Below are 26,120 nucleotides of genomic sequence, written 5' to 3'. Positions count from 1 at the left end.
CTTTCCCAAAATGTAACCCCAACTTGTAACCCCTGATGTAACCCCAACTGAAAAATTGCTGATTTTTCGCATTGCAGGCATTGCACGAGGGAAGGAGGGACGACGCTCCATTTTAACGGCGGTTGAACGCCGTTAAAATAACCTTTGTAGAGCCGAAAAATGCCGTCAGACATACACGAGGCCGCAAATACAACGAAAGAGGGCGGAATCGCCTGATTCTGCCCTCTGAAATTATACCGATATTATAGCGGTTGCCGGATTTGGTCCGGTTTATTATACCGAAATTATATCAAATTATACGTTTCGTTTTGTGCGGCGCGTCCGGGGTTTGTCGCGTATCTCTTTGTCGTACAATATACTACCGCTGTTCTCTGCCGATGCTTCTATATACGTTTCGTTCTCCCCCTCATAAAACCGCCGCCCGGGTATCGTCCTCTCCCTGCGCGACGAGGCGCATCGCCGTTTGTCCCGCGACAAACGAATGTTTTCGATAAACCGAGCGCAGAGCCGCGCTTGCACGAATATGCCCCGATGAGAAACCGACCGCGGAAACCGAACAATGCATTTCGTCCAACTAACCAATGGCGAAATTAAGTAAAAATCGCTGCCGTTATTCTTTCTGTCCGTATTTTTTTTATCGGAACTCCAATAGTACCAGCCTGATAGAACGGCTCCGCACGAAAGAATCGAAACCGGAAACACCTTTTTCGGAAAAACATTTCGGCCGATGCGGGATATTTCCCGAAATTTTGTTACTTTTGTGCGCAACAAAAACCCCAATCATTATGTCTTTTATCGATGAGAGGGTACAGCCGACCGGACTCACGTTCGATGACGTCCTGCTCGTACCCGCCTATTCTGAGGTGTTGCCGCGCGAAGTAAACGTCACCAGCCGCTTTTCGCGAAATATCAAACTCAACATTCCGATCGTCTCGGCCGCAATGGATACGGTCACCGAAGCGCCTTTGGCGATCGCGCTGGCTCGCGAAGGGGGCATCGGGGTCATCCACAAGAACATGTCCATCGCCGAGCAGGCCGCGCACGTGCGCCGTGTGAAACGCGCCGAGAACGGCATGATTTACGACCCGATCACCATCTCCAAGGAGCACACCGTGGGCGATGCGCTCGCGCTGATGCAGGAGAACAAGATCGGCGGCATCCCCGTGATCGACGCCGAGCGGCGTCTGATCGGCATCGTCACCAACCGCGACCTGCGTTTCCAGCGCGACATGCACCGCCTGATTTCGGAGGTGATGACCTCGGAGAACCTCATCACCACCCATTCGTCGGAGCTGGCCCATGCGGCCGACGTGCTGCTCAACAACAAGATCGAGAAGCTGCCCGTCGTGGACAACGAGGGAAAACTCGTCGGACTGATTACCTATAAGGATATTACCAAAGTACAGGACCACCCCAACGCCTGCAAGGACAGCAAGGGCCGTCTGCGCGTAGCCGCCGGCGTAGGTGTCACGGGCGATTCGATGGAGCGTGTGGATGCGCTCGTCGGCGAGGACGTGGACGCCATCGTCCTCGACTCGGCGCACGGCCACTCGGCCAACATCGTGGCGCTGCTGCGCCGCATCAAGGCCAAATACCCCGAACTGGACGTGGTGGTGGGCAACATCGCCACCGCCGAGGCGGCCAAATTCCTCATCGACGCCGGCGCCGACGGCATCAAGGTGGGCATCGGCCCGGGATCGATCTGCACGACGCGCATCATCGCCGGCGTGGGCGTTCCCCAGCTCTCGGCCATCTACTCGGCAGCCAGCGCCGCGCGCGGCACGGGCGTGCCCGTGATCGCCGACGGCGGACTGCGCTATTCGGGCGACATCGTCAAGGCGCTGGCCGCAGGCGGCGACTGCGTGATGATCGGCTCGATGTTCGCCGGCACGGAGGAGTCGCCCGGCGACACGATCATCTACAACGGCCGCAAGTTCAAGAGCTATCGCGGCATGGGTTCGATCGACGCCATGAAGGCGGGTTCGGCCGACCGCTATTTCCAGAAAGGCGAGGTCAACATCAACAAACTCGTTCCCGAAGGGATCGTGGCGCGCGTGCCGTTCAAGGGTTCGCTCAGCGAAACGGTCTACCAGCTCGTCGGCGGCATCCGCGCCGGCATGGGATACTGCGGCGCGGCGGACATCGAGACGCTCAAACAGGCACGGTTCATCCGCATTACCGCCAACGGCGTGACCGAAAACCACCCGCACGACGTGACGATCACCAGCGAGGCGCCCAATTACAGCAGCGAACACTGATTGCCCCGTCGATCCGAAACCTACGATACTCAGACGCTATGCAGGAAAAAATCCTAATCATCGACTTCGGCTCGCAGTACACGCAGCTCATCGCCCGCCGCGTACGCGAGCTGAGCGTTTACTGCGAAATCCACCCCTTCAACCACCTGCCCGCCATCGACGCGTCGGTGCGCGGCGTGATTCTCTCGGGCTCGCCCTTCTCCGTGCGCGATGCGGGAGCCCCCCGCATCGACCTCTCGGCGATCAAGGGCCGGCTGCCGCTGCTGGGCGTCTGCTACGGCGCGCAATACCTCGCCCAGCACTTCGGCGGCGAGGTGACGCCCGCCCCGAGCCGCGAATACGGACGGGCGATGCTCACCGTAGTCGAACCCGACGACCGGCTCATGGAGGGACTGCCCCGCACCACGCAGGTGTGGATGTCGCACGGCGACACGATCACCCGCGTGCCCGACGGCTACCGCATCGTGGCTTCGACGGCCGAGGTGCACGTGGCCGCCTACCGCATCGAGGGCGAACCGACGTGGGCCATCCAGTTCCATCCGGAGGTTTACCACTCGACCGACGGCGTGCAGCTGCTCCGGAATTTCGTCGTGGGCATCTGCAGCTGCGCACAGTCGTGGACGTCGGAGAGTTTCGTCGAGACGACCGTCCGCGAACTGCGCGAGAAGATCGGAGACGACAAGGTCGTGCTGGGGCTCTCGGGCGGCGTGGACTCCACGGTTGCCGCCGTGCTGCTGCACCGCGCCATCGGCGAGAACCTGCACTGCATCTTCGTCGATTCGGGTCTACTGCGCAAGAACGAGTTCGAAAGCGTCCTCGATTCCTACAAGGGCATGGGACTCAACGTCAAGGGCGTCAAGGCCGGCGACAAGTTCCTGGGCGACCTGGCCGGAGTAACCGATCCCGAGGCCAAGCGCAAGATCATCGGCCGCGACTTCGTGGAGGTCTTCAATGCCGAGGCGCAGCAGCTCGCCGACGTGAAGTGGCTGGCGCAGGGCACGATCTATCCCGACGTCGTCGAATCGGCATCGGTGAACGGCCCTGCGGCCAAGATCAAGTCGCACCACAACGTGGGCGGACTGCCCGAGCACATGCACCTGAAAGTCGTCGAACCGCTGCGCCTGCTTTTCAAGGACGAGGTGCGCCGCGTGGGCCGCTCGCTGGGTATCGGCGAGGAGCTGATCGGCCGCCACCCCTTCCCGGGGCCGGGGCTGGCGATCCGCATTCTGGGCGAGATCACACCCGAGCGCGTCGAGATCCTGCAAAACGTGGACAAGATCTACATCGACGCCCTGCGCGAGCACGGGCTCTACGACCAGGTCTGGCAGGCGGGAGTCATCCTGCTGCCGGTCAAGTCGGTGGGCGTCATGGGCGACGAACGCACCTACGAAAGTTGCGTGGCGCTGCGCGCCGTCGCATCGACCGACGGCATGACGGCCGACTGGGTGCACCTGCCCTACGAATTCCTGGCCCGCGTGTCGAACGACATCATCAACAAGGTTCGCGGCGTCAACCGCGTCGTCTACGACATCTCCTCCAAACCGCCCGCAACGATCGAGTGGGAGTAATCGAAAAACAGCGGCCCGAACGATGACGTTCGGGCCGCTGTTTTTGCATGGCACCGCGATCAGTTCCCGCCGGCCACGATGATGAGCCCCAGCCCCGCGATGAAGAGGGCGAACATCAGCGCCAGCAGGCCGTTGACCGTCCGTCCGCCGCCGCGGAACTCCTTCCACACGAAGACGCCCCACACGGCCGCCACCATCGGCGCGCCCTGTCCCAGCGCATACGACACCGCAGCACCGGCCTTCCCGGCCGCAATGTAGCTGAACGTCGTACCCAGACACCAGATCGCACCGCCCAGCATTCCGACCAGATGGGTCGAAAAGCTGCCCTTGAAGTAGTCGCGGTAGGCGACGGGCTCCCCGTCGAAGGGGCGTTTCATCACCCACGTATTGAAGACGAAGTTGCTCGCCAGCACGCCCAGCGAGAAGATGAAGACCGCCGAATAGGGCGTCAACATGCCCGGCGTCGGATTCTCGAAATGATCCAGATCCATCGCAGCCGCGACGAAGCGGTAGAAGAGCGACATCAGCACGCCGGCCACGACCGCCAGCGCGACGCCCTTGCGGAACTGCGCACGCTGCGTACCGCCGCTCTGCACCCGCTGCGAGGCGATGCCGTTGCAGACGATCGCCGCAACGATCAGCGCCACGCCCAGAAACAGGATGACGGGATCGCCTTTGGGCGCACCCACGTAGTTGACGACGACGCCCAGCACCAGTGCCAGTCCGACACCCAGCGAAAAGGCGACCGACAGCCCCGCCATGGCCACCGAAGCCGAGAGCAGGATGTTCGAGGCGTTGAAGATCACGCCGCCCAGCACGACGCTCCCCACGCCGCGCGCATCGGCCTGCGCCAGATCGGGCAGGAACGAACGCCCCTCGGAGCCGATGCTGCCCATGGTGAACCCCACGACGAGCGTAAAGAGCACCATGCCGATGACGTAGTCCCAATAGAAAAGTTCGTAGCGCCAGCTCTTCGAAGCCAGCTTCTGGGTGTTGCCCCACGATCCCCAGCACATCATCGTGATGAAGCAGAAAAGCACTGCGAGGGCGTAACTGTTGACGATAAACATAGGTTGTAGTTTTAAGATGAACGCAATTCGTTCGCACTCGTTCTCCGAAACCGGCAAAAACCGCATTACAAGCCTTGCGCAAACGTTTGTACAAAAATAGATAAAAAATCCGAACTTCCAACATTCCGCCCGATTTTCCCTCGGCGGAACGCTGAAAATCCGGCTACGGGAAACCGCCTGCGAAGTGCGAATCCACCCCGACGAATGCCGCCGGCAACGAAAAGCCGCGGGAACGAATGTTCCCGCGGCCGTAACCGGAAGACGGCGGTTCGAGACCGCGGATCGTCCCCTATTTCTTGAAGTAACGGTTGTAAAGGCCCTGGAAGCCTGCGCCGTGACGCGCCTCGTCCTTGGCCATCTCGTGTACCGTATCGTGCACGGCGTCGAGATTCTCCTCCTTGGCCATGCGCGCCAGACGCATCTTGTCCTCGCAGGCGCCCGACTCGGCGTTCATGCGCTTCATCAGGTTGGTCTTGGTGTCCCAGACCACCTCGCCGATCAGTTCGGCGAACTTCGAGGCGTGCTCAGCCTCTTCCCAAGCGTAACGCTTGTAGGCCTCGGCGATCTCGGGATAGCCCTCGCGGTCGGCCTGACGGCTCATCGCCAAATACATGCCCACCTCGGTGCATTCGCCCATGAAGTGATTCTGAAGTCCCTCCCAAAGCTCCTTCGACGCACCTTTGCCGTCGCCGATCACATGCTCCGTGACGAACGTGAGCCCTTCCTCCTGCTCGACGACCTCGACGAACTTCTCCTTGCCTACCTTGCACATCGGGCACTGATCGGGTGCCTCGGGACCCTCGTGGATATAACCACAGACGGTACAACGCCATTTCTTTGCCATAATCTTTCCGTTTTGTTAAGTGTGAACGTATTTTTTACAGAAGCAAAGATACGAACTTTGCGGACGGCTCCAAGCGATCGCCCGATCATATTTTCCGATACCGGCATCAGTTTTTCCTATCGTCGTGGTCGATGGCCCACTCGATCAGCCCCACGTCGACGGCGTCCTTCACCATCACCCGCTTGTCGCGGTCGAGCAGGTAGAGCGCCGGAATGGCTTTCAGGTCGTAGAGCTCCCGATCGCGGACGACGCACCCCTTGTCGTAGGCATTGATCCAGCGCGCGGGAATCTGCGGACGGTATTCCTGCCACTCGGTGAGGTCTTCGTCGGGGAAGAGGGCCAGCACCTTCAACTTGCCGCGCTCGATCAGTTCGTTGAGCATCGGCGATGCCGAAATGGCCTCGCGCACCGTCTTGCACATGTTGCACCCCGGATTGTTGATGAACAGCAGCAGGTATTCGGCGCGGATGTCGTACATGCGGCGGGTCGCCCCGTCGGCCGTCGTATAGCGGAAATCGTTGGCCGGTCGGCCGATCCGGTTCTGGGAGGCCATGCGCAGATCGTGCTGGGGCGCGATGCGCTCCCAGCGGTCGAGCCACGGACTCGACACCAGCGCTTCAAGCACCGGAATGTAGAGTTCGTCGTTGCGTGCGGGCGAATTGGGATCGTGGAGCACGCGCTCGGCCAGCATGGCGAAATATTCGGTCATCGGCTTCGAAGCCGAGGCGCGCCGCATGAGCGTGTCGATCGCCGCCCGGTCGTCGGGCGCGACGAAATTGGCCACATAGGCGAACAACGCCCGCACCATCGCCACCGTATCGACTTCGGCCAGCAGCGTGGTGTCGCGGAAATCGAAGTTGTCCCAGTAGTGATCGCGCAGATAGGCCCTCCGCTCCTCGGGCGGGACGGTCGAAGGAACGGTCACGGCGCGGAACGTGCGCGGCGCCGGACGGGCGGACGACTGCGCCGGTCGGCTCTTTTTCCCGCCGCAGGCCGCCACGAGCAATGCGGCCAGTGCGATCCACAGAATGCGTTTCATCGGAATACGGATTAAAATAACTACCGCAAATGTAACAAAATCCCCGCAATAACCCCGCCCCGACGGGAGAATCTTCGCACCTGCGGAGCGATTTGCACAATAGTTGCACCTGTCGGGGAGGTGTTTCGCCGCAGCGCCGCACCTCTTCACCGACGCTGCGACCCGATCCGGCGGAGAGCGAACGCTCCGAAGCGGATCGGAACGCGAACGTCCGGACGCCGCCGGCATGCAGCCCGTTCGACGGTCACGCCGGACACCGGAGATGAAGACCACAGGAAACCATTCTTTAAATCATAAATGCGTATGGATGCAAAAAAAAGTACGGGATTCAAGCTCAGCGTAGCGACGCTCGCCATCATGAACGTCACGGCGGTCGTCAGTCTGCGCGGCCTGCCGGCAGAAGCGGTCTACGGCCCTTCATCGGCCTTCTACTACCTCTTCGCGGCGATCGTCTTCCTGATCCCCACCTCGCTGGTGGCGGCCGAACTGGCGGCGATGTTCGCAGACAAGCAGGGCGGCGTCTTCCGCTGGGTGGGCGAAGCCTACGGAGCGCGCACGGGCTTTCTGGCCATCTGGCTGCAATGGATCGAATCGACGATCTGGTACCCCACGGTGCTGACCTTCGGCGCCGTGTCGATCGCCTTCATCGGATTGAACCAACATGCGGACATGATCCTGGCGTCGAACAAGATCTTCACGCTGGTGGTGGTGCTGGCCATCTACTGGCTGGCTACCTTCATCTCGCTCAAAGGTCTGGGCTGGGTCGGGAAAATCAGCAAATGGGGCGGTATGATCGGCACGATCATACCCGCCGGACTGCTCATTCTGCTGGGCATCGTCTACATCGCCTCGGGCGGTCACAACCAGATGGACATGTCGCAGGGCTTCTTCCCCGACCTGACGAAGTTCGACAACCTGGTGCTGGCCAGCAGTATCTTCCTCTTCTACGCGGGTATGGAGATGATGGGTATTCACGTGATGGACGTGAACAATCCGTCGAAAAACTACCCGAAAGCCATCATCATCGGTTCGCTCGTCACGGTCTGCATCTTCGTGCTGGGCACCTTCTCGCTGGGCTTCATCATTCCGGCCAAGGACATCAGCCTGACGCAATCGCTGCTGATCGGTTTCGACAACTACTTCAAGTACCTGCATATGTCGTGGGCGTCGCCCATCATCGCCATCGCGCTGATGTTCGGCGTGCTGGCAGGCGTGCTGACGTGGGTGGCAGGCCCTTCGAAAGGTATCTTCGCCGTGGGCAAGGCGGGTTATCTGCCTCCCTTCTTCCAGAAGGCCAACAAGAACGGCGTACAGCGCAACATCCTGCTCATTCAGGGCGGCGTCGTAACGCTGCTGGCGCTGCTGTTCGTGGTGATGCCTTCGGTGCAGTCGTTCTATCAGATCCTCTCGCAGCTCACCGTGCTGCTCTACCTGATCATGTACATGCTGATGTTCTCGGCCGCGATCGTGCTGCGCTACAAGATGAAGGATCTCGCCCGTCCGTTCCGCCTGGGCAAGGGCAACGGCCTGATGTGGCTGCTCGGCTGCATGGGTTTCTGCGGCGCGCTGCTCGCCTTCATCCTGAGTTTCATTCCGCCTTCGCAGATCTCGACCGGCAGCAATACCGTATGGTTCTCGGTACTCGTCATCGGCTGTATCGTCGTGGTGGGGGCTCCGTTCCTGATCTACGCCGCCCGCAAACCGTCGTGGCGCAATCCGCAGGCGCAGTTCGAACCCTTCCACTGGGAACAGGCCGCACAGACGCCCGCTAACATCGCCGCAGCGAACGCTGCCGGCACGAACGCCGCCGCCAAACCGGCCGACGGCCGCAAATAGCCGATGGCAGCTACATACGACTTTACACCCCATCGGATTTCCGATCCGCTGCACACGACCGACTGTCGGAGCACTCGCGGCAGAGCCGCGTTTACAGATCGGACCCACCCCGAAGCCCCCGCCTCGGCGGGGGCTTCGGACAAGACCCGCTTCGGTAGTCGGGCTTCGGCGGAACGCCGGTGTAAAACAGGAAATAGTTACCCGACCAATTGACCAATTTCAAAAAAAGACGACGCTATGAAACGCATCATTACCATCGAGGCCGTAAAAGAGGCGGTGGAAGCCGCCCACGCCCATTTCCGCGAGGAGAAGGGCGGCAAGAACGCCGACTACATCCCCTATCTGAAAAACGTACCCTCCGACCTTTTCGGCATCTCGGTCTGCCTCGCGGACGGCCGCAGCGTGACGGTCGGCGACACCGACTACCGCTTCGGCATCGAATCGGTGTCGAAAGTCCCCACCGCCATCCTGGCGATGAACCAGTACAGCGCCAAAAAGGTGCTCTCCCAGATCGGCGCCGACGCAACGGGACTGCCCTTCAACTCAATCATGGCGATCCTGCTGGAAAACGACCATCCTTCGACGCCGCTGGTCAACGCCGGCGCGATCTCGGCCTGCTCGATGATCAAACCGACGGGCAACGCGGAGGCCAAGTGGAAGGCGATCGTGGATTTCATTTCGGGACTTTGCGGCAGCAAGGTGTCGGTACTCGACGAACTCTACCGTTCGGAGAGCGAAACCAACTTCAACAACCGCTCCATCGCATGGCTGTTGAAGAACTACAACCGCATCTACGACGATCCCGACATGTCGCTCGACCTCTACACGCGCCAGTGCTCGCTGGGCATCACCGCCAGACAGCTCGCCGTCATGGCCGCCACGATCGCCAACTGCGGCACCAATCCGGTGACGTGGGAGGAGGTTTTCCATCCCAATCTCACCCCGCACATCGCTTCGCTCATGGCCACCGTCGGCTTCTACGAGCATACGGGCGACTGGCTCTTCAACACGGGGCTTCCGGCCAAAACGGGCGTCGGCGGCGGCATTATGGCCGTCATCCCCGGCGTAATGGGCCTGGCGGCGTTCGCGCCTCCCCTGGACAGTGCGGGCAACTCGGTCAAGGCACAGAAGGCGCTCGAATACATCTCCGTGCGGCTGGGTCTGAACATTTTCAGCCCCGCGCGCGTCGAACTGGCGGCGGCCGAACCCGTCAGGGAGGGCGTCTGCAAATAACCGCCCGTGCGCATAACGAAAAGCTCCCGACACTCGGTGTCGGGAGCTTTTCGTTCGTCGGGACCTACCGCAGCCGGCGTTTCACCGTCGCCGGATTGCCCGCCGCCAGCGAATCGGCGGGAATATCGCGCACGACGACGCTGCCCGCCGCAACGACCGAACGGTCGCCGATCGTGACGCCCGGACAGACGACCACCCCGCCGCCGAGCCAGCAGTCCTCGCCGATCGTGATGCGAAAACTCGTCTCCACCGGACGGCGGCGGTCCAGATAGTCGACGGGGTGCTGCGGCGTATAGAGCTGGCAGTTGGGGCCGAGCTTCGTGCGGGCGCCGATCCTGACGCCGCCGCAATCGAGGAACGTGCAGCCCATGTTGACGAAGACCTCTTCGCCCAGTTCGATCCGCCAGCCGAGGTCGCAGTAGAACGGCTGCACGACCTTCGCCGAGGCGGGGATGCCCGGGATCAGCGCTCCGAGCGCAGCGGCATACGCGGCCGCATCGTCCGCCGGCGTGCGGTTGAAACGCTCCACCCGCCGCCGGCCCTCGCGGAACTGTTCCGCGAGTTCGGCATCCGAAAAGTCGTACAGCCCGCCGGCCAGCATTTTTTCCAGTTCGGTCACGATTCGGATCTGTTTTTTCGGATCAGGTAAACGAACAGAGCGAAGACCCCGCCCAGCACCGCGACGCCCGCTGCCATGAGCGGATAGTTGTGCGCCGCCCCCGCCCGGACGATCCAGTAGAGCAGACCGGCCGGCAGCAACACGCAGAAGGCGATCGTGAAGAGGAGGAACAATCCCGTAAAGAGCCTGAACGTCCGTTTGTTCCGCCGCACCAGCGGTTCCAGTTCGGCGATCCGCGCACGGTAACGCTCGGGCTCCTTTTCGGCGAGCCGGCGGAAGATCGCCAACGCCTGCGGCAGGTAATCGAGCATGTCGGGGCGGTTGTGAAGCAACGCCAGCCGGCCGAGTTCATAATACGTCTCGCCCAGTTCGGCCTGCTGCCCGTCGGTCGGTTCCGGCACGGATTTCAATGCCGAGAGCCGTTTGAGCAGCTGCGTGACATAGGCGTCTTCATCGCCCCGCTCCTCGGGCTTCGTCTCCAAAAAGTCGCTTTTCAGACGGCGGTAGAAATCGTCGAAATAGTAACTGTCGTACTTCGGCCCGTTCTTGCGGACGACCTTGCGGATGTCGTCAGGCAGATTGTCGGGAAAAGCCGTGAATCCGGCCAGCATGATCGGGACGATATTTTTGTTCTTTTCGAGCGCATAGGCCAGTTCGCACCGCACCCAGTCCGCCGACGCTACGGCCGAAGGATCGACGCAGCGGTCGAGCGCCCCCTCGCTCAGGATGAGGATGAAGTCGCGGCACTCGTCGATGCGGCGCAGCAGCTCCGTGTCGAAATCGCCGTTGCGGAGCGTGTCGATGTCGAAACTGACGCGGTAACCGTCCTTCGTCAGCAGGTCGTAGAGGTGCTTCGCCGTCTCGAAACCGCCGCGGCGCCGGTAACTGATGAAGATGTCGTAGGCCATACCCCGTTCCCTCCGTCCGGTTACTCGATCTCCCAGTCGAAGCCGTCCTTGCGGTCCTTGACGCGGATACCTATGGCCGTCAGTTCGTCGCGGATACGGTCCGACGTCGCCCAGTCCTTCGCGGCCTTGGCCTCCATGCGCATACGGAGCAGCATCTCCACCAGCGGCGTCACCCGGTCGCGGCCGCCGCCCGCCGACGCGGCCTTCTCGTCGCGCAGACCCAGAATATCGAAGACGTACCGTTTGACGGTGGCCGTGAGCGCCGCCAGGTCGGCCGCCGTGATGCGCTGCCGCCCCTCGGCGATCTGGTTGATGATCCGCACCCAGTCGAAGAGCGCCGAGATGACCATCGGCGAGTTCAGGTCGTCGTCCATCGCCTCGCGGCAGCGGCACTCCAACTCGGCGGGATCGACCGTCGAATCCTCCGACGGGCGGAGCTTCGAGAGCGTCTCGACGCCCTTCATCAGGCGGTCGAGCCCCTTCTCGGCGGCCTGCAACGCATCGTTCGAGAAGTCGAGCGTCGAGCGGTAGTGCGCCTGCAACACGAAGAAACGGATCGTCATGGGCGAATAGGCCTGCGCCAGCAGCTTGTGGCTGCCGGTGAAGAGCTCTTCGAGGGTGATGAAGTTACCCAGCGACTTGCCCATCTTCTGTCCGTTGATCGTAATCATGTTGTTGTGCACCCAGTACTTCGCCGAATCGTGTCCCAGCGCGGCGGTCGACTGCGCGATCTCGCACTCGTGGTGCGGGAACATCAGGTCCATGCCGCCGCCGTGGATGTCGAACCGTTCGCCCAGATACTTGGTGCTCATGGCCGAGCACTCCATGTGCCAGCCGGGGAACCCGTCGCTCCACGGCGAAGGCCAGCGCATGATGTGTTCGGGCGACGCCTTTTTCCACAGCGCGAAGTCGCAGCAGTTGCGTTTGTCGCACTGCCCGTCCAGCGCGCGCGTGTTGGCCACGATGTCTTCCAGATTGCGCCCCGAAAGGACGCCGTAGCGGTGGTCGCGGTCGTACTTCTCCACATCGAAATAGACCGATCCGTTCGACTCGTAGGCGTAACCCGCATCGAGAATCTTCTGCACGAAGGCCTCCTGCTCGATGATATGCCCCGAAGCCCGCGGCTCGATCGAGGGGCTGAGCACGCCCAGCGCATCCATCGCCCGATGGTAACGCTCCGTGTAGTAGTGCGCCACCTCCATCGGTTCGAGCTGTTCGAGCCGCGCCTTCTTCGTGATCTTGTCCTCGCCGTCGTCGGCGTCGTGTTCCAGATGCCCCACGTCGGTGATGTTGCGCACGTAGCGCACCTTGTAGCCGAGCGCTTGCAGATAACGGAACAGCAGGTCGAAGGTCACAGCCGGACGCGCGTGCCCCAGATGAGGATCGCCGTAGACCGTCGGCCCGCAGACGTACATGCCCACACGGGGCGGAGCCAGCGGCACGAACTCCTCCTTGCGGCGGGAAAGCGTATTGTATAAAACGAGTTTCGATTCCATAATCGCTGAAATTTCCGCAAAAATAGGAAATATTCTCTACAATTCCGCGATTTGCGGAGGTCGAATCGAAATTTGCATCCGGCCCTCCGTGCCGTGCGCGCCGGCGAAGCCGGTGGCGGGGACGAAACTCCTCGTTCGCCACCGCGCCGCGAAAAAGCGGACGGAAAGCGGCGAAAAGAATTTTGCGATCGGCTTGCCGGTTTGCGGAATTTATGCTAATTTTGTCACAGAGAATCCTGCGAAATGAAGAAGTCGGCATTCATACTCCTCTTCCTGTTGGCCTCCCTTCCGGCATTGATGAGCCGGGGAGCGGAAGCCGGCGCGGCGGCCGCTTCCGACCTTCGTCAGACGGTAAAGAATTCCTCGATCTCGGCACAGCACTCCGACTTCGTGGCCACGGAGACGTTCCAACTCTCCGTGCCGGCTCCTTCGCGCGCCCTGCGCAAGTCGAACGAACGGTCGTCGCGTACGATCCACGAAATGCCGGTGCTCTATTGCGAACGGTACTTCGCATCCGTGCGCCACGACTTGTCGCAGTCCGTCGCTTCCTTACAGCCGGACGCGCACCGTCCGCTGCCGTCCCACAGCGCCGACTATCTCAAATTCGGTATTCTGGTCATTTAGCCATCCCTTTCCACTTCGACGACACGACACGCCCGCTCCCGAAGCGATCGTTCGTGTGTGCATCTACGGCTACCTGCGGGTCGGACTCCACCCGTCAGGCGGAATCTTGCGGGGCCGAACCTTCCCGACCGGAAGCGTCCCTCCCGCAGAGGAGGGGTTGCGGTCTCGGACGGAAACATGCGCCCCTGCGACAAATCCATTTTCACATCCATAAATACCGAACAGAAATGAACTTATCCTATATAATCGGAGAGACGCTGCTGATGGCGGGATTCACCTTCATCGTGGGAATCGCATTCGCCTACGCGCTTAAACTGACGACCTTCTTCTTCTCCCGCCTCAACGGGCACGACCTTCCCGTCCTGCTGCGGAAAAGCCGCATATGGGAACGCGCCTACCGCATGAACGTCGCCCACACCTACCGATACATCCGCTCGATCGCCCGCAACGACGACCCTCAGAAACGGCCTGCGGCGACGGACGCCTGCATGATCCGCACCATGCAGGAACTGGCCGAATACCATTTCGGTAATTCCGGAGAATCGAGTAAAGAAGACGGGAACATGAACGGTTTATACGAATTCCACCATGGAAAAATTTGATCTGAACAATATCTTCCAAGGCATTTCGACCCTGTTGCAGTCCGACCCGTCGATCATGTACGCCCGCATCGGACTGATCCTGCTCGGCATCCTGCTGGTCTATCTGGGACGCCGGGGCATCCTCGAACCGCTGGTAATGATCCCCATGGGACTGGGCATGGCAGCCGTAAACGCCGGCGTACTCATCATGCCCGGCGGCGTACAGGGCAATCTGTTCCTCGACCCGATGGTCACCGACACCGACCAGTTGATGAACATTCTGCAAATCGACTTCCTCCAACCGGTCTACACCTTCATGTTCAGTAACGGTCTGATCGCCTGCCTGATCTTCATGGGCATCGGGACGATGCTCGACATCAACTTCCTGCTGGCCAAGCCACTGCAAAGCATGTTCCTCGCGCTGTGCGCCGAGCTGGGTACGTTCGCCGTCGTACCGATCGCCTTCGCGATGGGGCTGAGCCCCAACGACAGCGCCTCGATCGCCATGGTGGGCGGCGCCGACGGGCCGATGGTGCTCTTCGCGTCGCTCAACCTCTCGAAAAGCATCTTCGTGCCGATCACCGTCGTAGCCTACCTCTACCTCGGACTCACCTACGGCGGCTATCCCTACCTGGTGCGTGCGATGGTTCCCAAACGGCTGCGCGCCATCAAGATGCAGCCGCCCAAGAAAGCGCCCAAACAGTACTCCGCAGCCACCAAAATCTCGCTGGCCGTGGTCATGTGCGTGATTCTCTGCCTGCTCTTTCCCGTGGCCGCTCCGCTCTTCTTCTCGCTCTTCATCGGCATCGTCATCAAGGAATCAGGACTCAAACACGTCTGCGACTTCATCAGCGGGCCGATGCTCTACGGCTCGACCTTCTTTCTGGGAATCCTGCTGGGGATTCTCTGCGACGCACATACGCTGCTCGACCCCACGGTGCTCAAACTCCTCGTGCTGGGCATCCTCGCCCTGCTGATTTCGGGCATCGGCGGCATATTGGGCGGTTATGCCATGTATTTCCTCAAACGGGGCAACTTCAACCCCGTCATCGGCATCGCCGCCGTGAGCTGCGTGCCCACGACGGCCAAGGTCGCCCAGAAGATCGTCTCGCACGACAACCCCTCGTCGTTCGTCCTGGCCGATGCGCTCGGCGCCAATATCACGGGCGTCATCACCTCGGCCATTATCGCCGCGATCTACGTGACCGTCGTCCCGCTGCTGTAAAATCCGACGAAACCCCTACATCATCAATATTCATCCGCGAGGCGGGGCCTGATTTCGGGCCCCGCCTTTTCCACCCGACGGACAGCCGAAAAAACCGCCTCCGCCTCCCTGTACGGCGGGAGAAAGACGACAACCCGAAAATTCGTCGGACAACCTGCCGCGCCCAGCCATCCGCAAGCCGAAGTCTCCGCCTCGCGAAAAATCGGGAAGAAGAACGGGCGGCGGATGCGCCGTAGACACTCCGCCCCGGCAATCGCAAAATAAATTTGCATCGCACCCGGCTTATTCGTATCTTTGGCTGCGCCGAAGATACTGCCGCACGGCTATGTGCAAATAAATTTGACATTGCACTCACTTATTCGTATCTTTGTCCGATTATATGCTTCATACCCTAAGACGATCCGCATGAAACGTTACAACCGTTGGAACAACATCGTGGGATGGGCGGTCTTCGCCGTCGCGGCGCTGACCTACCTGGCCACCATGGAACCTTCGGCAAGCCTCTGGGACTGCTCGGAGTTCATTGCCACCTCCTACAAGCTCGAAGTGGGACATCCGCCCGGAGCCCCGCTGTTCATGATGATGGCGCGTCTGGCCACGATGCTGGCACCCTCGACCGAGTACGTGCCGCTGATGGTCAACGCCATGAACTCGCTGGCGAGCGCCTTCTGCATCCTGTTCATGTTCTGGACGGTCACCCACCTCGGCCGCCGCATCTACTCGGCGCAGGGCCGCGAGCTGACCGACGCCAACATGTGGACCGTACTGGGTGCGGGCGCCGTCGGCGCGCTGGCCTACACCTTCACCGACACCTTCTGGTTCTCGGCCTACGAGGGCGAAGTCTACGCCCTCTCGTCGATGTTCACGGCGCTCGTGGTGTGGCTCATGCTCAAATGGGAAGACCAGGCCGACGAACCCCATGCGACGAGGTGGCTGATCCTGATCGCCTACCTCATGGGACTCTCGATCGGCATTCACATCCTCAATCTGCTGACCGTTCCGGCACTGGTCTACATCTACTATTTCCGCAAATACGCGACCGTGACCTTCAAGGGATTCTGCATCGCATCGGTCATCGCGCTGGCGATCCTCTGGTTCATCAACGGACTGATTATCCCCTACACGGTCTACATCGGGGCGATGGTCGACGTACTGTTCGTCAATACGTTCGGCCTGCCGGTCAACTCGGGCATCGCCGTCTTCGCACTGTCGCTCTTCGCCCTGCTCGGGTGGAGCGTGTGGTACACCCACCGCCGCGGCCGCGTGGTGTGGAACACGCTGCTGCTGGCCACCACGATGATCCTGCTGGGATACAGTTCCTACGCTACGGTCACGATCCGCGCGGCGGCCAATCCTCCGATGAACAGCAACGACCCGTCGAATCCCCATGCGCTCTTCTCGGTGCTCAACCGCGACCAGTACGGCGGCCGGCCGCTGCTCTACGGCGCCTACTACTCGGCGCCGGTCGAAAGCGTCGTCGAGTCGACGCGCTACTACATCGACGACGAAGGCCGCTATGCCACGGCCTCCTTCCCCACGGGCTACACCCACCCGCAGCAGTTCATGCACCTCTTCCCCCGCATGTGGAACTACGCCAAGAGCCCCGACGAATACAAACAGTGGGCAGCCTACCGCACCAAGGTGGAGACGCTGCGCGACGAGCAGGGCAACGTCCTGCGCGACGAGAAAGGGCAGCCGCTGCGCGGCGAGGTGCTCGACTACGGCACGAAGCGCACCTACGACGACGGCTACTCCGAGCCGCGCGTCATCACGGAGCCGACCTTTTTGGAGAATCTCAACTACTTCTTCTCCTACCAGCTCAACTACATGTACTGGCGCTATTTCCTGTGGAACTTCGTCGGCCGCCAGAGCGACATCCAGCCCGCCGGTTCGACGACGATCACCGACGGCAACTGGCTGTCGGGAATCGACGCGATCGACCGCATCTACCTGGGGCCGCAGGAGAATCTGCCGCGCGAAGTGGCTGACAACAAAGCGCGCAACACCTACTATTTCCTACCCTTCATCCTGGGCCTCATCGGGTTGATCTACCAGCTCAACCGCGACCCGAAGAACTTCCTGATCGTGCTGTCGCTCTTCGTGATGATGGGTATCGCGCTGGTGGTCTACTTCAACACCTCGCCCGGCGAACCGCGCGAACGCGACTACGTTTACGCCGGATCGTTCTACGCCTTCGCCATGTGGATCGGGTTCGGGGTGATGGCGTTCAAGGATCTCATCGTCCGCCTCACCAAGCGCGACGACCGCACGGCCGCCGTGGCAGCAACCGTCATCGGTCTCGTGGTGCCGGGCATTCTCTGCGCCGAGAACTGGGACGACCACGACCGTTCGGGCCGCACCTACGCCCACGACATCGGCTGGAACTACCTGCAATCGACGCTTCCCAACTCGATCATCCTCAACTACGGCGACAACGACACCTTCCCGCTGTGGCTCAACCAGGAGGTCGACGGCCTGCGCCCCGACGTGCGCATCATGAACACGAGCTATCTGGGCGGCGAATGGTACATCGACGAGATGAAGACCCGGGCCAACGAAGCCGCCGGCGTGCCCTTCACCCTGCCGCGCAGCAAATACTGGTACCGCAACGACTACGTGCCCGTCTACGAGCGCGTGAACCGTCCGGTGGAGGCGCGCGAAGCCATCGAGTTCTTCGCCAGCGACGACCAGCGCACCAAGGTGCAGCTGTCGGACGGTTCGTCGAGCGACTACCTCCCCTCGAAGACGCTCATGCTGCCCGTCGACAAGCAGAACGTCCTGCGTTCGGGCATCGTCGCCGAGAAGGACAAGGATCTGATCGTCGACACGGTCTATATCAAGCTGTCGGGCGACTACCTCAACAAGGGCGAGCTGATGATCGTGGACATGCTCTCGAACTACGACTGGACGCGCCCGATCTACCTCACGCAGCCCTACATCTTCCAGAAGTTCGGGCTGGTCGACTACCTGCAATTCGACGGCTACGCCTACCGTTTCGTACCGATCCTCACGCCCTACCGTCAGGCGGGCGAAGTGGGACGCATCGACCCCGAATATGCCGTGCCGCTGCTGCTCGACGTCTTCCGCTACGGCAACCTCGACGACGAGAAGGTCTACTCCGACTACTTCACGCAGTACAACCTCTCGGCCGCCCGCGCCCGCGAAGCCTTCGCCCGCGTGGCCAAGGAGCTGATCCGCCGCGGCGACGAGAAGCCGAACTTCCCCGACAGCCTCGGCATCACCGAAGCCACCAACCGCGAGCTGGCGATCCGTCTGCTCGACGAGGGGATGCGCCGTATGCCGCCCGCGCAGGTGCGCTACACCTCGAACAACACGCTGCCCTTCATCGAAGCCTATTATGCGGCCGGCGCCGCAGACAAGGGCGACGCCCTGATGCTGGACTACGCCCGCAACCTGATGGAGTACGTCGACTATTACTTCCAGTTCGACGGCTGGCAATACGATTCGATCACCGACGCACTGGACGAGAAACTCGACCTGCTGGGCAACCTCTACTCGATGGTCGGTTACCTCAAACGCGACGCCGTGCTGACCGAGCTGAACGCCTACTACCGTTCGCTGGGCGTCACGGAGGAGGAGCTGATCCAGCCCGATTCGGCCCACCTCGACTACGAGGTCTCCGACACGGCTGCGGTGAATTGACGCCGCCGTAGAAGCGATGCGGGCCTCGTCGAAAAACGAGGCCCGCATCATTCGTTCCCGTGGACGTACCGCGTCACTCCCGCCGCGTAAGGAACGACAGCGCACGGCACTGCCCCCGGCGGCCGCCGCCGACCTCGCGCTCGACGATGCCGGTCACGACGTCGGCGGCATCGTGCCAACGGTTCGCGCGGAACTGCCGGCGGTAGGTCGTCAGGTGGGCGTAGAGCTCCGGCCAGCGCAGGTTCCAGCCGCGCGGCATCCGCAGCGTGTGGAGCACCGTGGCCGAGTTGGAGAGGATGCGCGCCTCCTTGTTGGCGCTCTGGTGGAACCACTCGACACGCACCGCAGGGGCCAGCCGCTGCACGGCGCGGGCGAATCCGCGGCCGCCGTTGTTGCTCTCGACAGCGGCCGTGCGCGTATCGCTGCGCAGCAACAGGTCGGCCACCAGTCCCTCGGTTACCTCCATGCCCTCGCGCGAATAGACCAGATCGGTGACGTAGATCGTCCCGTCCGTATCGACGGCATACGACATCGAGCAGAGGTAGTCGTCGCCCGTGTCGGCCGTATCGGTATAGTTGGCGCGGCGGACGATCTCGCGCGGCAGGGCGTCGTACTCGGCGAACTGGTCGCCGTAGAGCAATCCTTCGCGCACGGAGGGACGCCCCTGGTACATGCACTCGAAACGCAGCGGATCAAGCGCCCGCTTGGCGTGGAGCAGCGCCGCGTCGTGCCGCGCGGGCCATAATGCCTCGCCCGCCGCACGGGGATCGATCGCGGAGGGCGGGGTCGTTTTGAGCGCTTCGAAATTGAGTGCCAGCCAGCCGTTGGCGGACACCCGCGCCAGATCCTCCCACGCACGCAGTTCGACCACCGGCTCGCGCTGTCGCAGCATCCCGATCAGATCCTCTTCGTGCCAGCGCGTGAAGACCAGCAGCTCGCGTGAGTCGTTGTGCATCCGCGTGCGCACCACCGAAGTGTACCATTCCCAGCAGTTCTCGCGCACGAGCGGCGAATTAGCCTCCATGGCATCCTTATAGAGGTCGTCGAGCAGGAAACAGTCGACGCGGTTGCCCGTGAGTGAGCCCTCGCGGCCGACCGACAGCAGACTGCCCTCGTGCCCCACGATCTCGACTTCGTCGGCCGTGCGGATGTATTCGGGCGGTTTCGAGCCGCGCTTGATCGTCGTGTCGGGAAAGAGTTCGCCGTATTCGGCCGAGCAGAGGATGCGCTGCACGCGGCGGTTGAACTTCGACGCCAGCGACGCCGAATAGGAGGCGATGGCGATCCGCAAATCGGGATCGAGTCCCAGCAGATAGGCCGGCAGCAGCGTCGTCGCCCCGACGCTCTTGCCGTGCTGGGGCGGCATGGAGATCATCAGGCGGCGGACGCGCCCCTCGGCGAAGGCTTCGAGCACGCGATAATAGGTGCGGTGGAACCACTCCAATTCCAGAAACGGATAGACTGCAAGTGCATAATCGGTAAAAGAGATCATCGACGAGAAATGAAAAATTAAGAATTGAAAATAATACTTTGCCGAGACGTTACGACATCCGTCCGCAACACTGCGGCGCCTTAGCGCCGCGCGGGCCGAAGCCTCCGCGGGCGGAGGCCCGCAATATGCGTGCTCCGCAGTCTTCGGTCCGCAGATAGGACAGGCCAATTCGCAAGCCGGTATCTTGGGGAAATAAATCATCCTGTTTGCGCGCAGCGCACCGCAAACTCCGCCAGGCGAAATACAGTTTTGAAAGTCTCGCTCTTCGGTCGCAGCCGAAGAGCGGCAGCCCGCAGCCGCCCCATGCGGAGGGCTGCATCGTCCCGCCCGACGCGTCCTTCGCCGACTGCGGACTGACAAAGGAGGGCGCCTATCATCCATAACGCGTAGGTATCGCGCGGGCCGAAGTCTCGCCCACAGAGCCCACTCCAAAGGAAGCACTCCGCAGTCTTCGTCCCGCAACGCATCGGACAAACAGCCCAGCGCTTCCACATCGTTTGATCTCCACATCGGAACCCTCAGAAACTAAACATTCCGCCGCCGGCATCCCCAACCTTACCGGACGATACGTCAAAACCGCCCGATCGGACGAGCGCCATTCGACTGCGAACGGAATAAAAATCCGGCAGCCTCGACCGGATGTCGAAGCTGCCGGCGGCAGACCTTCGGGACGACGGCCCCGACGGGCGGTCTGCACAGGAACCGGTTTCATCGGGCCGGGCGCACCCCTGTACGGGCGGGCCGGACGAGAACACGGCACCGAAGGCGAAGGTCGGGAGCCGTCGCTCCCGGAGCGGGAACAGCGACCTTCGCCGATGAGACTACACGAGCAGGCAGGGCCGCAGTTCGGCGAACGAAAAATCGTTGAGCACCTCCCCGTCGGCTGTCACGGTGTGGAATTCCCACCACACGGGAACCACGTCCGTAAGCCGTCGGCGACACCCTTCGGGCCAACGGTCGTCGCTGCGGTAGAGAACGAGCGACGCCGTCAACCTGCACAAGGTCTCCCCGACCGCACACTCGACGCTTCCCGAATAGAAACCGCCGCCACCGAACGCTTCGCGCAACCGGATCGCAATCTCATCGTAAAGTTCGGATGAAACTTGAAACATGGCAAGGAAAAGATTTTAAGGTGTTTTTTGTTTTTTATGAATAAATAGTTTAACTTTGCGAAGACAAATATAGGTTCAAATATTTGATTTTACAATAAAAAGTTCAATTATTTGTATCGATTTTTCTAATAAAATTGCCATGAATCAACGGGTAAAACTGATACGAAAAGAGCTCGGAATGACGCAAGAGCAACTGGCTCAACATCTTGGGATCGGGAAAGCCGCACTCTCGATGATCGAAACAGGCAAGGCGGCGCTCTCGTCGCGCAATCGCAACATTCTGGTTCAGGAATTGAACGTAAACCCCGACTGGCTCGAAACGGGCAAGGGCTGCATGTTCAACGCCGAACCCGACCTGACCTCCTACCTGCACCGCACGGACAACTCGCTGCCGTTGCAGAGCGTGCCGCTCTATTCGATCGAGGGGACGGCGGGACTCGTACCGCTGTTCAGCGACCAGGCGCAGCTCAAACCCGTCAATTTCATCCACATCCCCAACCTCCCCAAATGCGACGGCGCGATCTACATCGTGGGCGATTCGATGTATCCGCTGCTCAAAAGCGGCGACATCGTCCTCTACAAGCAGCTGCACGACATCGGCGACGTCTTCTGGGGCGACATGTATCTGTTGTCGATCGACATCGACGGCGAGGAGTACGTCACGGTGAAATACATCCAGAAATCCGACCGCAAAGGCTACGTGAAGCTCGTCAGCCAGAATCCCCACCACGCCGACAAAGAGGTCGAGATCGCCCGCATCCGTGCACTGGCGCTCGTCAAGGCCAGCATCCGGATGAACTCCATGCGCTGAGACCCGAACCGTCGGGCCGAACGGCGACGGATGCGGAGCCGCACCGAAAGACGCGGCTCCGCATCGGACACCGGCACCCGCAGCAATCCGATGCGGAATGCTGTTCCTCGCTGCGACGAAGAAGTCCCGGAACCTACGACACGCGAAAAGACGAACCCGCAAAAAGAGATATGCCCCGAATATTCGGGGCATATCTCAATTATTGCCGGACGGAGCGTTATTTCGCACGGACGCAACGTACCATCATCGAATTGGCCTGGCTCGTACCGCCGCTGGAAACCATAGGCTTGCCGGTCGCGGTATTCGACCACGCCAGATAACGGGCCTTCCCTGCATCGCCCGCGTCCGACGACCACATCAGCGAGGCTGTGGGAAGCATCAGGGATGATCCCGTACTCTGTCCGCTCGGTACGAGGTAGACATCCTGCTCGCCGTCGCTGCACAACCGGTAGGTATCGACAACGAATTCCTTCGAACCTTCGGATGTAAGTTCGATCAATTCATCGGCTGTCGGCATCCGCCACGTGCCGGCGGGAGCCACCAGCGAGCAGGGATCGGTATCGCCATACGGAATGTCGGCATACGCCATCTCCGTCGCAGTCGGCCCATACACCACACCGCCATACTTCGGTTTGGATTCAAGCGGGTCAGGCAGGGCGAAACCGTACTGACTCTTATACTTGAAATACATTCCGCGCTCCTTCGGGGCCGCAAAGACATAAGCGCCGTCCCTGACGGTCAGATACCCTTCGCTCCATACGACCGAGTAGACCAGCGGTACGACCTGTTTTCCCTGCTTCACGGTCTTCTTCGTATCCACGCCGTTGACCCAGATCGAGAGCGTGCGCTCCTCGCCGGTATTCTCCGGAATGGCGATTTCGACGGTCGGATTCTCCTTCGAACCGGTACCCGACCACTCGCCGCCGTCGCTGCCCTTGACCACGACGGGGAACGAAGCCATGTCGCTGTCGCAGGTCACGCTCAGCGTGAAGGCTCCGTATTCGGCCGAAGCCGGCGTATGGGAGACATAGAGCGCATAATCGGTCATTGCGGGCTGTACGAATTCGACGCCTGTATAGATATGGTTGACGAAGAGGCGCAATGTCCGGTCCTGCTTCGTATCGTTCTTCGGGATACCCACCGACACCTGCGGCCGGGCGTCCGTAGCCCCCGTCTGCGTAAGGGTGCCGTCGTCGCCCCATACGGTGACATCGTAGTAGGTGAAGGCACCCGGATCGGTCTCCACGTTCAGCGAGAAGGCCTTGTAATCGACCGTTTCGGGCAGGGTGTGCATGACGTACTTCGGCTGCGGAACGTTCCGCACGCAGCGCACCATGGCCATGTTGGTACCGACCGCATCGTAATCCAGGAGCGAATATCCTATCTCGCCGTTCAGCGAATAGATCACGCCGTTGCCGTGGAAATCGCCGCCCAAGCCCCAATAACCACCGAACGTCGACTTTCCGACGGACGTACCGGTTTCGGTGCTCATGACACCGCAATAGGGCAGGAAGAGCGATACGCCCGTATAGCCCATTCCCGTAACGCCGTCCTGCGTGCGCTGTACGTCCTCGCCGTAGTAAAGTTCCGAAAGTTCTGCGTAAGTCGGCATTCGCAGAGCGGGATCGATGAGGCTGCAAGGATCGACGCCTTCGTTCTGGGGAATCGCATCGATCGCGATCTGCACCGGAGCGGGCGTATAGGCCGTCCCGGCATAGGTCGCTTCGTCCGACGGCACGCCGTAACCGCTCTCATGACGGAAGAAGAGGCCCGAATCCGACGGTTTGTCGGCCAGTACGAACCGGTCGTTCTTGACCGAGACATTGCTCTTAGTCCAGTAGAAACCGCCGAGCAGCTCCATGCCGGCCTGCTGCTTCGCCTCGACGACCTTCGTCCACACGGGCGTCTGCGACGCAGCGGCCGTCTCGAAGATCACGTCGACCTCCTTCTCCGAATAGTTGGCGCCGATATGCACGGCCACGCTCTCCGTGGGTTCGTTGACGGCAACCGGCTCGCCCACCGCTTCGCCCACCGTCAAGCGGTACTGCCACGGTTCGAACTGCGGCGTGGCACGGGTCTCGATCTTCGTGCGGAACTTCACTTCGTAGTCACCGCCGGCGAAGGGTACCGACGCGGGAATGGTCGTCGACTCGAACTCCGTCACCTCGTATTCCTTCCTGCCCGCCTCCTGCTTCGCCTCGACGATCTTCGTCCACACGGGCGTCTCGGCCACCTCGGCCATCTCCACGATCACGGCACGCTCCTCGACGCTCTCACTGGCGTCGATATGTATGCCGATCTTCTCGGTCGGTTCGGTCACCTCGACCGCATCGCCGACCGCATCGCCCAGCGTCACGCGATACTGCCATGCGACGAACAGCGGCGCAGCCGCACGGGTCTCGACCTCCAGCCGGAACAGCACGTCGTAATCGCCGCCGCCGGCAGGAACCGTCGCCGGAATAGTCGTCGACTCGAACTTGGTCACCTGGTAATCTTTCAGCGAACCCTCCTGCGTCGCCTCGACGATCTTCGTCCACGTCTCGGCCTTCACCCCGAAGGCCATCTCGACCGCCACGCCGCGCTCTTCCTTGCTGCGGTTAGGCGGAATCGTAATCGCGATTTCGGTCGTGGGCTTCGTGACCGTCACCGCGTCGCCCACCACGTCGCCGAGCGTCAGGCGATAAGCCCACGGTTCGAAGGTCGCGCCCGTCGAGCGCGTCTCCGTCCTGATGACGAAGGTCAGTTTATACCCCCCCCCTTCACCGGGAATCGAGGCCGGAATCGTACTCGATTCGAACTGCGTGACCTGATAGGCCTGCGGTTCCGGCTGATCGTCGGTCTTGTCGTCCGAACAGGCGGCGAAACCGCACAGCGAAACGCAACACAAAAGCGCCGATAGTCTGAAATTTTTCATAGGCTTCAACATAAATTTTGATGATTGAAATTCATTTTCCCTCTTCCGCGTCCGGCATACCGCAGCCTGCGAGCGTCCCTGCCCGAGACGGAACCCGCCCGCCGTTCCGGACTCGAAAAGAGAGAGTTGTTAAATGTACGACAAATTATCCGGCCCGACAACGATATAAAGATATATCATAAAAACGCATCCGCTATCTAAACGGATAATACATCGGCCGAACGGCCGTTTTAAAGGAATATTCTCCCGAAAAGCGCTCCGCTCGTTCCGAATCGTAAGCTGAATAAGGAAGATCCGGTAAAAACCGTCCGTCCCGAATCCGGAAAGTTTCGGACAATCAACGGCTTCGGATCGCTTTCGAATTACGGAACGGACCTTTTGCAAACCGTGCGCCGAAAGGAAGTTCGTCTGCGTCAATCTTTCTCCGGCTATGGCATTGGCATGGCCGGAGAAAGCGCAACCCCATACATCTTAACGAAAAACATGCGACCCGAGCCACACCCGTTCGCCAAATCCATAAAAACGAAATCACGATAAATAAATATCGTGCTAAAAAATCGCAAATTTGCAGTCGGACGACTCATATAGCCCTCCGAATAAATAAAAATAATCAATAATTATTTCTCCGTGGGCAGGAGGGCCGGACAGAGGAATTCCCGCCGGAAAACACGCCGTTTCCCTTTCCAGGCCGACGCGAACGGTGCGAATCGCAAGCGAATGAACCGGCCGATATATTTTAAATAATTTAACGAACAAAAGGCTCGATAAAAAACTGAGGCAGGAAAAGAGCGTCCGTTTTTCAGTTTCGCCGTGCCAATATGCCGGAA

Annotated in this window: 18 protein-coding genes; 9 read left to right on the top strand and 9 right to left on the bottom strand. The window is 60.8% G+C overall.

Going from position 1 to position 26,120, the window contains the following annotated elements; all coding sequences use genetic code 11:
* Window positions 1-785 precede the first annotated feature (785 nt).
* Window positions 786-2,258 (top strand): IMP dehydrogenase, encoded by a 1,473-nt coding sequence (gene guaB / locus FMF02_RS09365; RefSeq protein WP_019130018.1) that lies wholly within the window; start codon window positions 786-788, stop codon window positions 2,256-2,258.
* Between the two features lie 38 nt (window positions 2,259-2,296).
* Entirely contained in the window at window positions 2,297-3,826 is a 1,530-nt protein-coding gene (gene guaA, locus FMF02_RS09360; protein WP_141412951.1) for a glutamine-hydrolyzing GMP synthase, read from the top strand.
* Between the two features lie 59 nt (window positions 3,827-3,885).
* Here guaA and FMF02_RS09355 read toward each other — a convergent pair whose 3' ends face one another.
* From FMF02_RS09355 to FMF02_RS09345, 3 genes are all read right to left on the bottom strand, one after another.
* The gene (locus tag FMF02_RS09355; protein WP_141412950.1) at window positions 3,886-4,896 is read right to left on the bottom strand and encodes a multidrug DMT transporter permease; all 1,011 of its coding nucleotides are present in this window, start codon (window positions 4,894-4,896) and stop codon (window positions 3,886-3,888) included.
* A 289-nt stretch (window positions 4,897-5,185) separates the two neighbouring features.
* Complete coding sequence (locus FMF02_RS09350) at window positions 5,186-5,740, bottom strand: NADH peroxidase (protein ID WP_019130021.1); 555 nt, start codon at window positions 5,738-5,740, stop codon at window positions 5,186-5,188.
* A gap of 106 nt (window positions 5,741-5,846) precedes the next feature.
* Window positions 5,847-6,779, bottom strand: coding sequence for a DUF5106 domain-containing protein (locus FMF02_RS09345; RefSeq protein WP_141412949.1), 933 nt, complete (start codon window positions 6,777-6,779; stop codon window positions 5,847-5,849).
* 303 nt (window positions 6,780-7,082) lie between these two features.
* Between FMF02_RS09345 and gadC the strand changes: the two genes are divergently transcribed.
* A complete protein-coding gene (gadC, locus tag FMF02_RS09340) occupies window positions 7,083-8,615 on the top strand; it encodes a glutamine/gamma-aminobutyrate antiporter GadC (RefSeq protein ID WP_141412948.1) in 1,533 nt (510 codons plus the stop codon).
* A gap of 237 nt (window positions 8,616-8,852) precedes the next feature.
* Window positions 8,853-9,848, top strand: a complete 996-nt coding sequence (glsA, locus tag FMF02_RS09335) for a glutaminase A (protein WP_141412947.1) — start codon at window positions 8,853-8,855, stop codon at window positions 9,846-9,848.
* A 64-nt stretch (window positions 9,849-9,912) separates the two neighbouring features.
* Here glsA and FMF02_RS09330 read toward each other — a convergent pair whose 3' ends face one another.
* The 3 genes from FMF02_RS09330 to cysS are packed head-to-tail and all read right to left on the bottom strand — an operon-like array spanning window position 9,913 to window position 12,871.
* A complete protein-coding gene (locus FMF02_RS09330) occupies window positions 9,913-10,467 on the bottom strand; it encodes a DapH/DapD/GlmU-related protein (RefSeq protein WP_141412946.1) in 555 nt (184 codons plus the stop codon).
* Window positions 10,464-11,375, bottom strand: coding sequence for a TIR domain-containing protein (locus tag FMF02_RS09325; RefSeq protein WP_141412945.1), 912 nt, complete (start codon window positions 11,373-11,375; stop codon window positions 10,464-10,466). The genes FMF02_RS09330 and FMF02_RS09325 overlap by 4 nt, the downstream gene beginning before the upstream one ends.
* Window positions 11,376-11,395: 20 nt before the next feature.
* Window positions 11,396-12,871, bottom strand: a complete 1,476-nt coding sequence (cysS, locus tag FMF02_RS09320) for a cysteine--tRNA ligase (RefSeq protein WP_141412944.1) — start codon at window positions 12,869-12,871, stop codon at window positions 11,396-11,398.
* Window positions 12,872-13,114: 243 nt separating this feature from the next.
* Between cysS and FMF02_RS09315 the strand changes: the two genes are divergently transcribed.
* The 4 genes from FMF02_RS09315 (at window position 13,115) to FMF02_RS09300 (ending at window position 18,964) form a co-directional block, all read left to right on the top strand.
* Complete coding sequence (locus FMF02_RS09315) at window positions 13,115-13,495, top strand: hypothetical protein (protein WP_141412943.1); 381 nt, start codon at window positions 13,115-13,117, stop codon at window positions 13,493-13,495.
* Window positions 13,496-13,722: 227 nt separating this feature from the next.
* Window positions 13,723-14,097 carry a hypothetical protein gene (locus FMF02_RS09310; RefSeq protein WP_141412942.1) on the top strand — a complete coding sequence of 125 codons (375 nt, stop codon included), beginning with the start codon at window positions 13,723-13,725 and terminating at the stop codon, window positions 14,095-14,097.
* A complete protein-coding gene (locus FMF02_RS09305; protein ID WP_019130030.1) occupies window positions 14,084-15,301 on the top strand; it encodes a sodium ion-translocating decarboxylase subunit beta in 1,218 nt (405 codons plus the stop codon). The genes FMF02_RS09310 and FMF02_RS09305 overlap by 14 nt, the downstream gene beginning before the upstream one ends.
* A 405-nt stretch (window positions 15,302-15,706) precedes the next feature.
* Window positions 15,707-18,964, top strand: coding sequence for a glycosyltransferase family 117 protein (locus FMF02_RS09300; RefSeq protein ID WP_141412941.1), 3,258 nt, complete (start codon window positions 15,707-15,709; stop codon window positions 18,962-18,964).
* A gap of 73 nt (window positions 18,965-19,037) precedes the next feature.
* Here the strand turns inward: FMF02_RS09300 and terL are convergent, their stop codons facing one another.
* Together terL and FMF02_RS09290 are read right to left on the bottom strand one after the other, a co-directional pair.
* Complete coding sequence (terL, locus tag FMF02_RS09295; RefSeq protein WP_141412940.1) at window positions 19,038-20,456, bottom strand: phage terminase large subunit; 1,419 nt, start codon at window positions 20,454-20,456, stop codon at window positions 19,038-19,040.
* Between the two features lie 821 nt (window positions 20,457-21,277).
* On the bottom strand, window positions 21,278-21,568 hold the full coding sequence (locus FMF02_RS09290) for a hypothetical protein (RefSeq protein WP_141412939.1): 291 nt from the start codon (window positions 21,566-21,568) through the stop codon (window positions 21,278-21,280).
* 139 nt (window positions 21,569-21,707) lie between these two features.
* Here FMF02_RS09290 and FMF02_RS09285 point away from each other — a divergent pair, with 139 nt between their 5' ends.
* Window positions 21,708-22,379, top strand: a complete 672-nt coding sequence (locus tag FMF02_RS09285) for an XRE family transcriptional regulator (protein ID WP_026074820.1) — start codon at window positions 21,708-21,710, stop codon at window positions 22,377-22,379.
* Between the two features lie 217 nt (window positions 22,380-22,596).
* On the opposite strand, the gene FMF02_RS09280 is transcribed toward FMF02_RS09285, so the two are convergent.
* Entirely contained in the window at window positions 22,597-25,293 is a 2,697-nt protein-coding gene (locus FMF02_RS09280; protein ID WP_244611557.1) for an Lcl C-terminal domain-containing protein, read from the bottom strand.
* Window positions 25,294-26,120: the final 827 nt, after the last annotated feature.

Source organism: Alistipes communis, from assembly GCF_006542665.1.
Lineage (GTDB): Bacteria > Bacteroidota > Bacteroidia > Bacteroidales > Rikenellaceae > Alistipes > Alistipes communis.
Note: the sequence above shows the minus strand (reverse complement) of the source record. Positions and strands in the feature narration are given on the sequence as shown.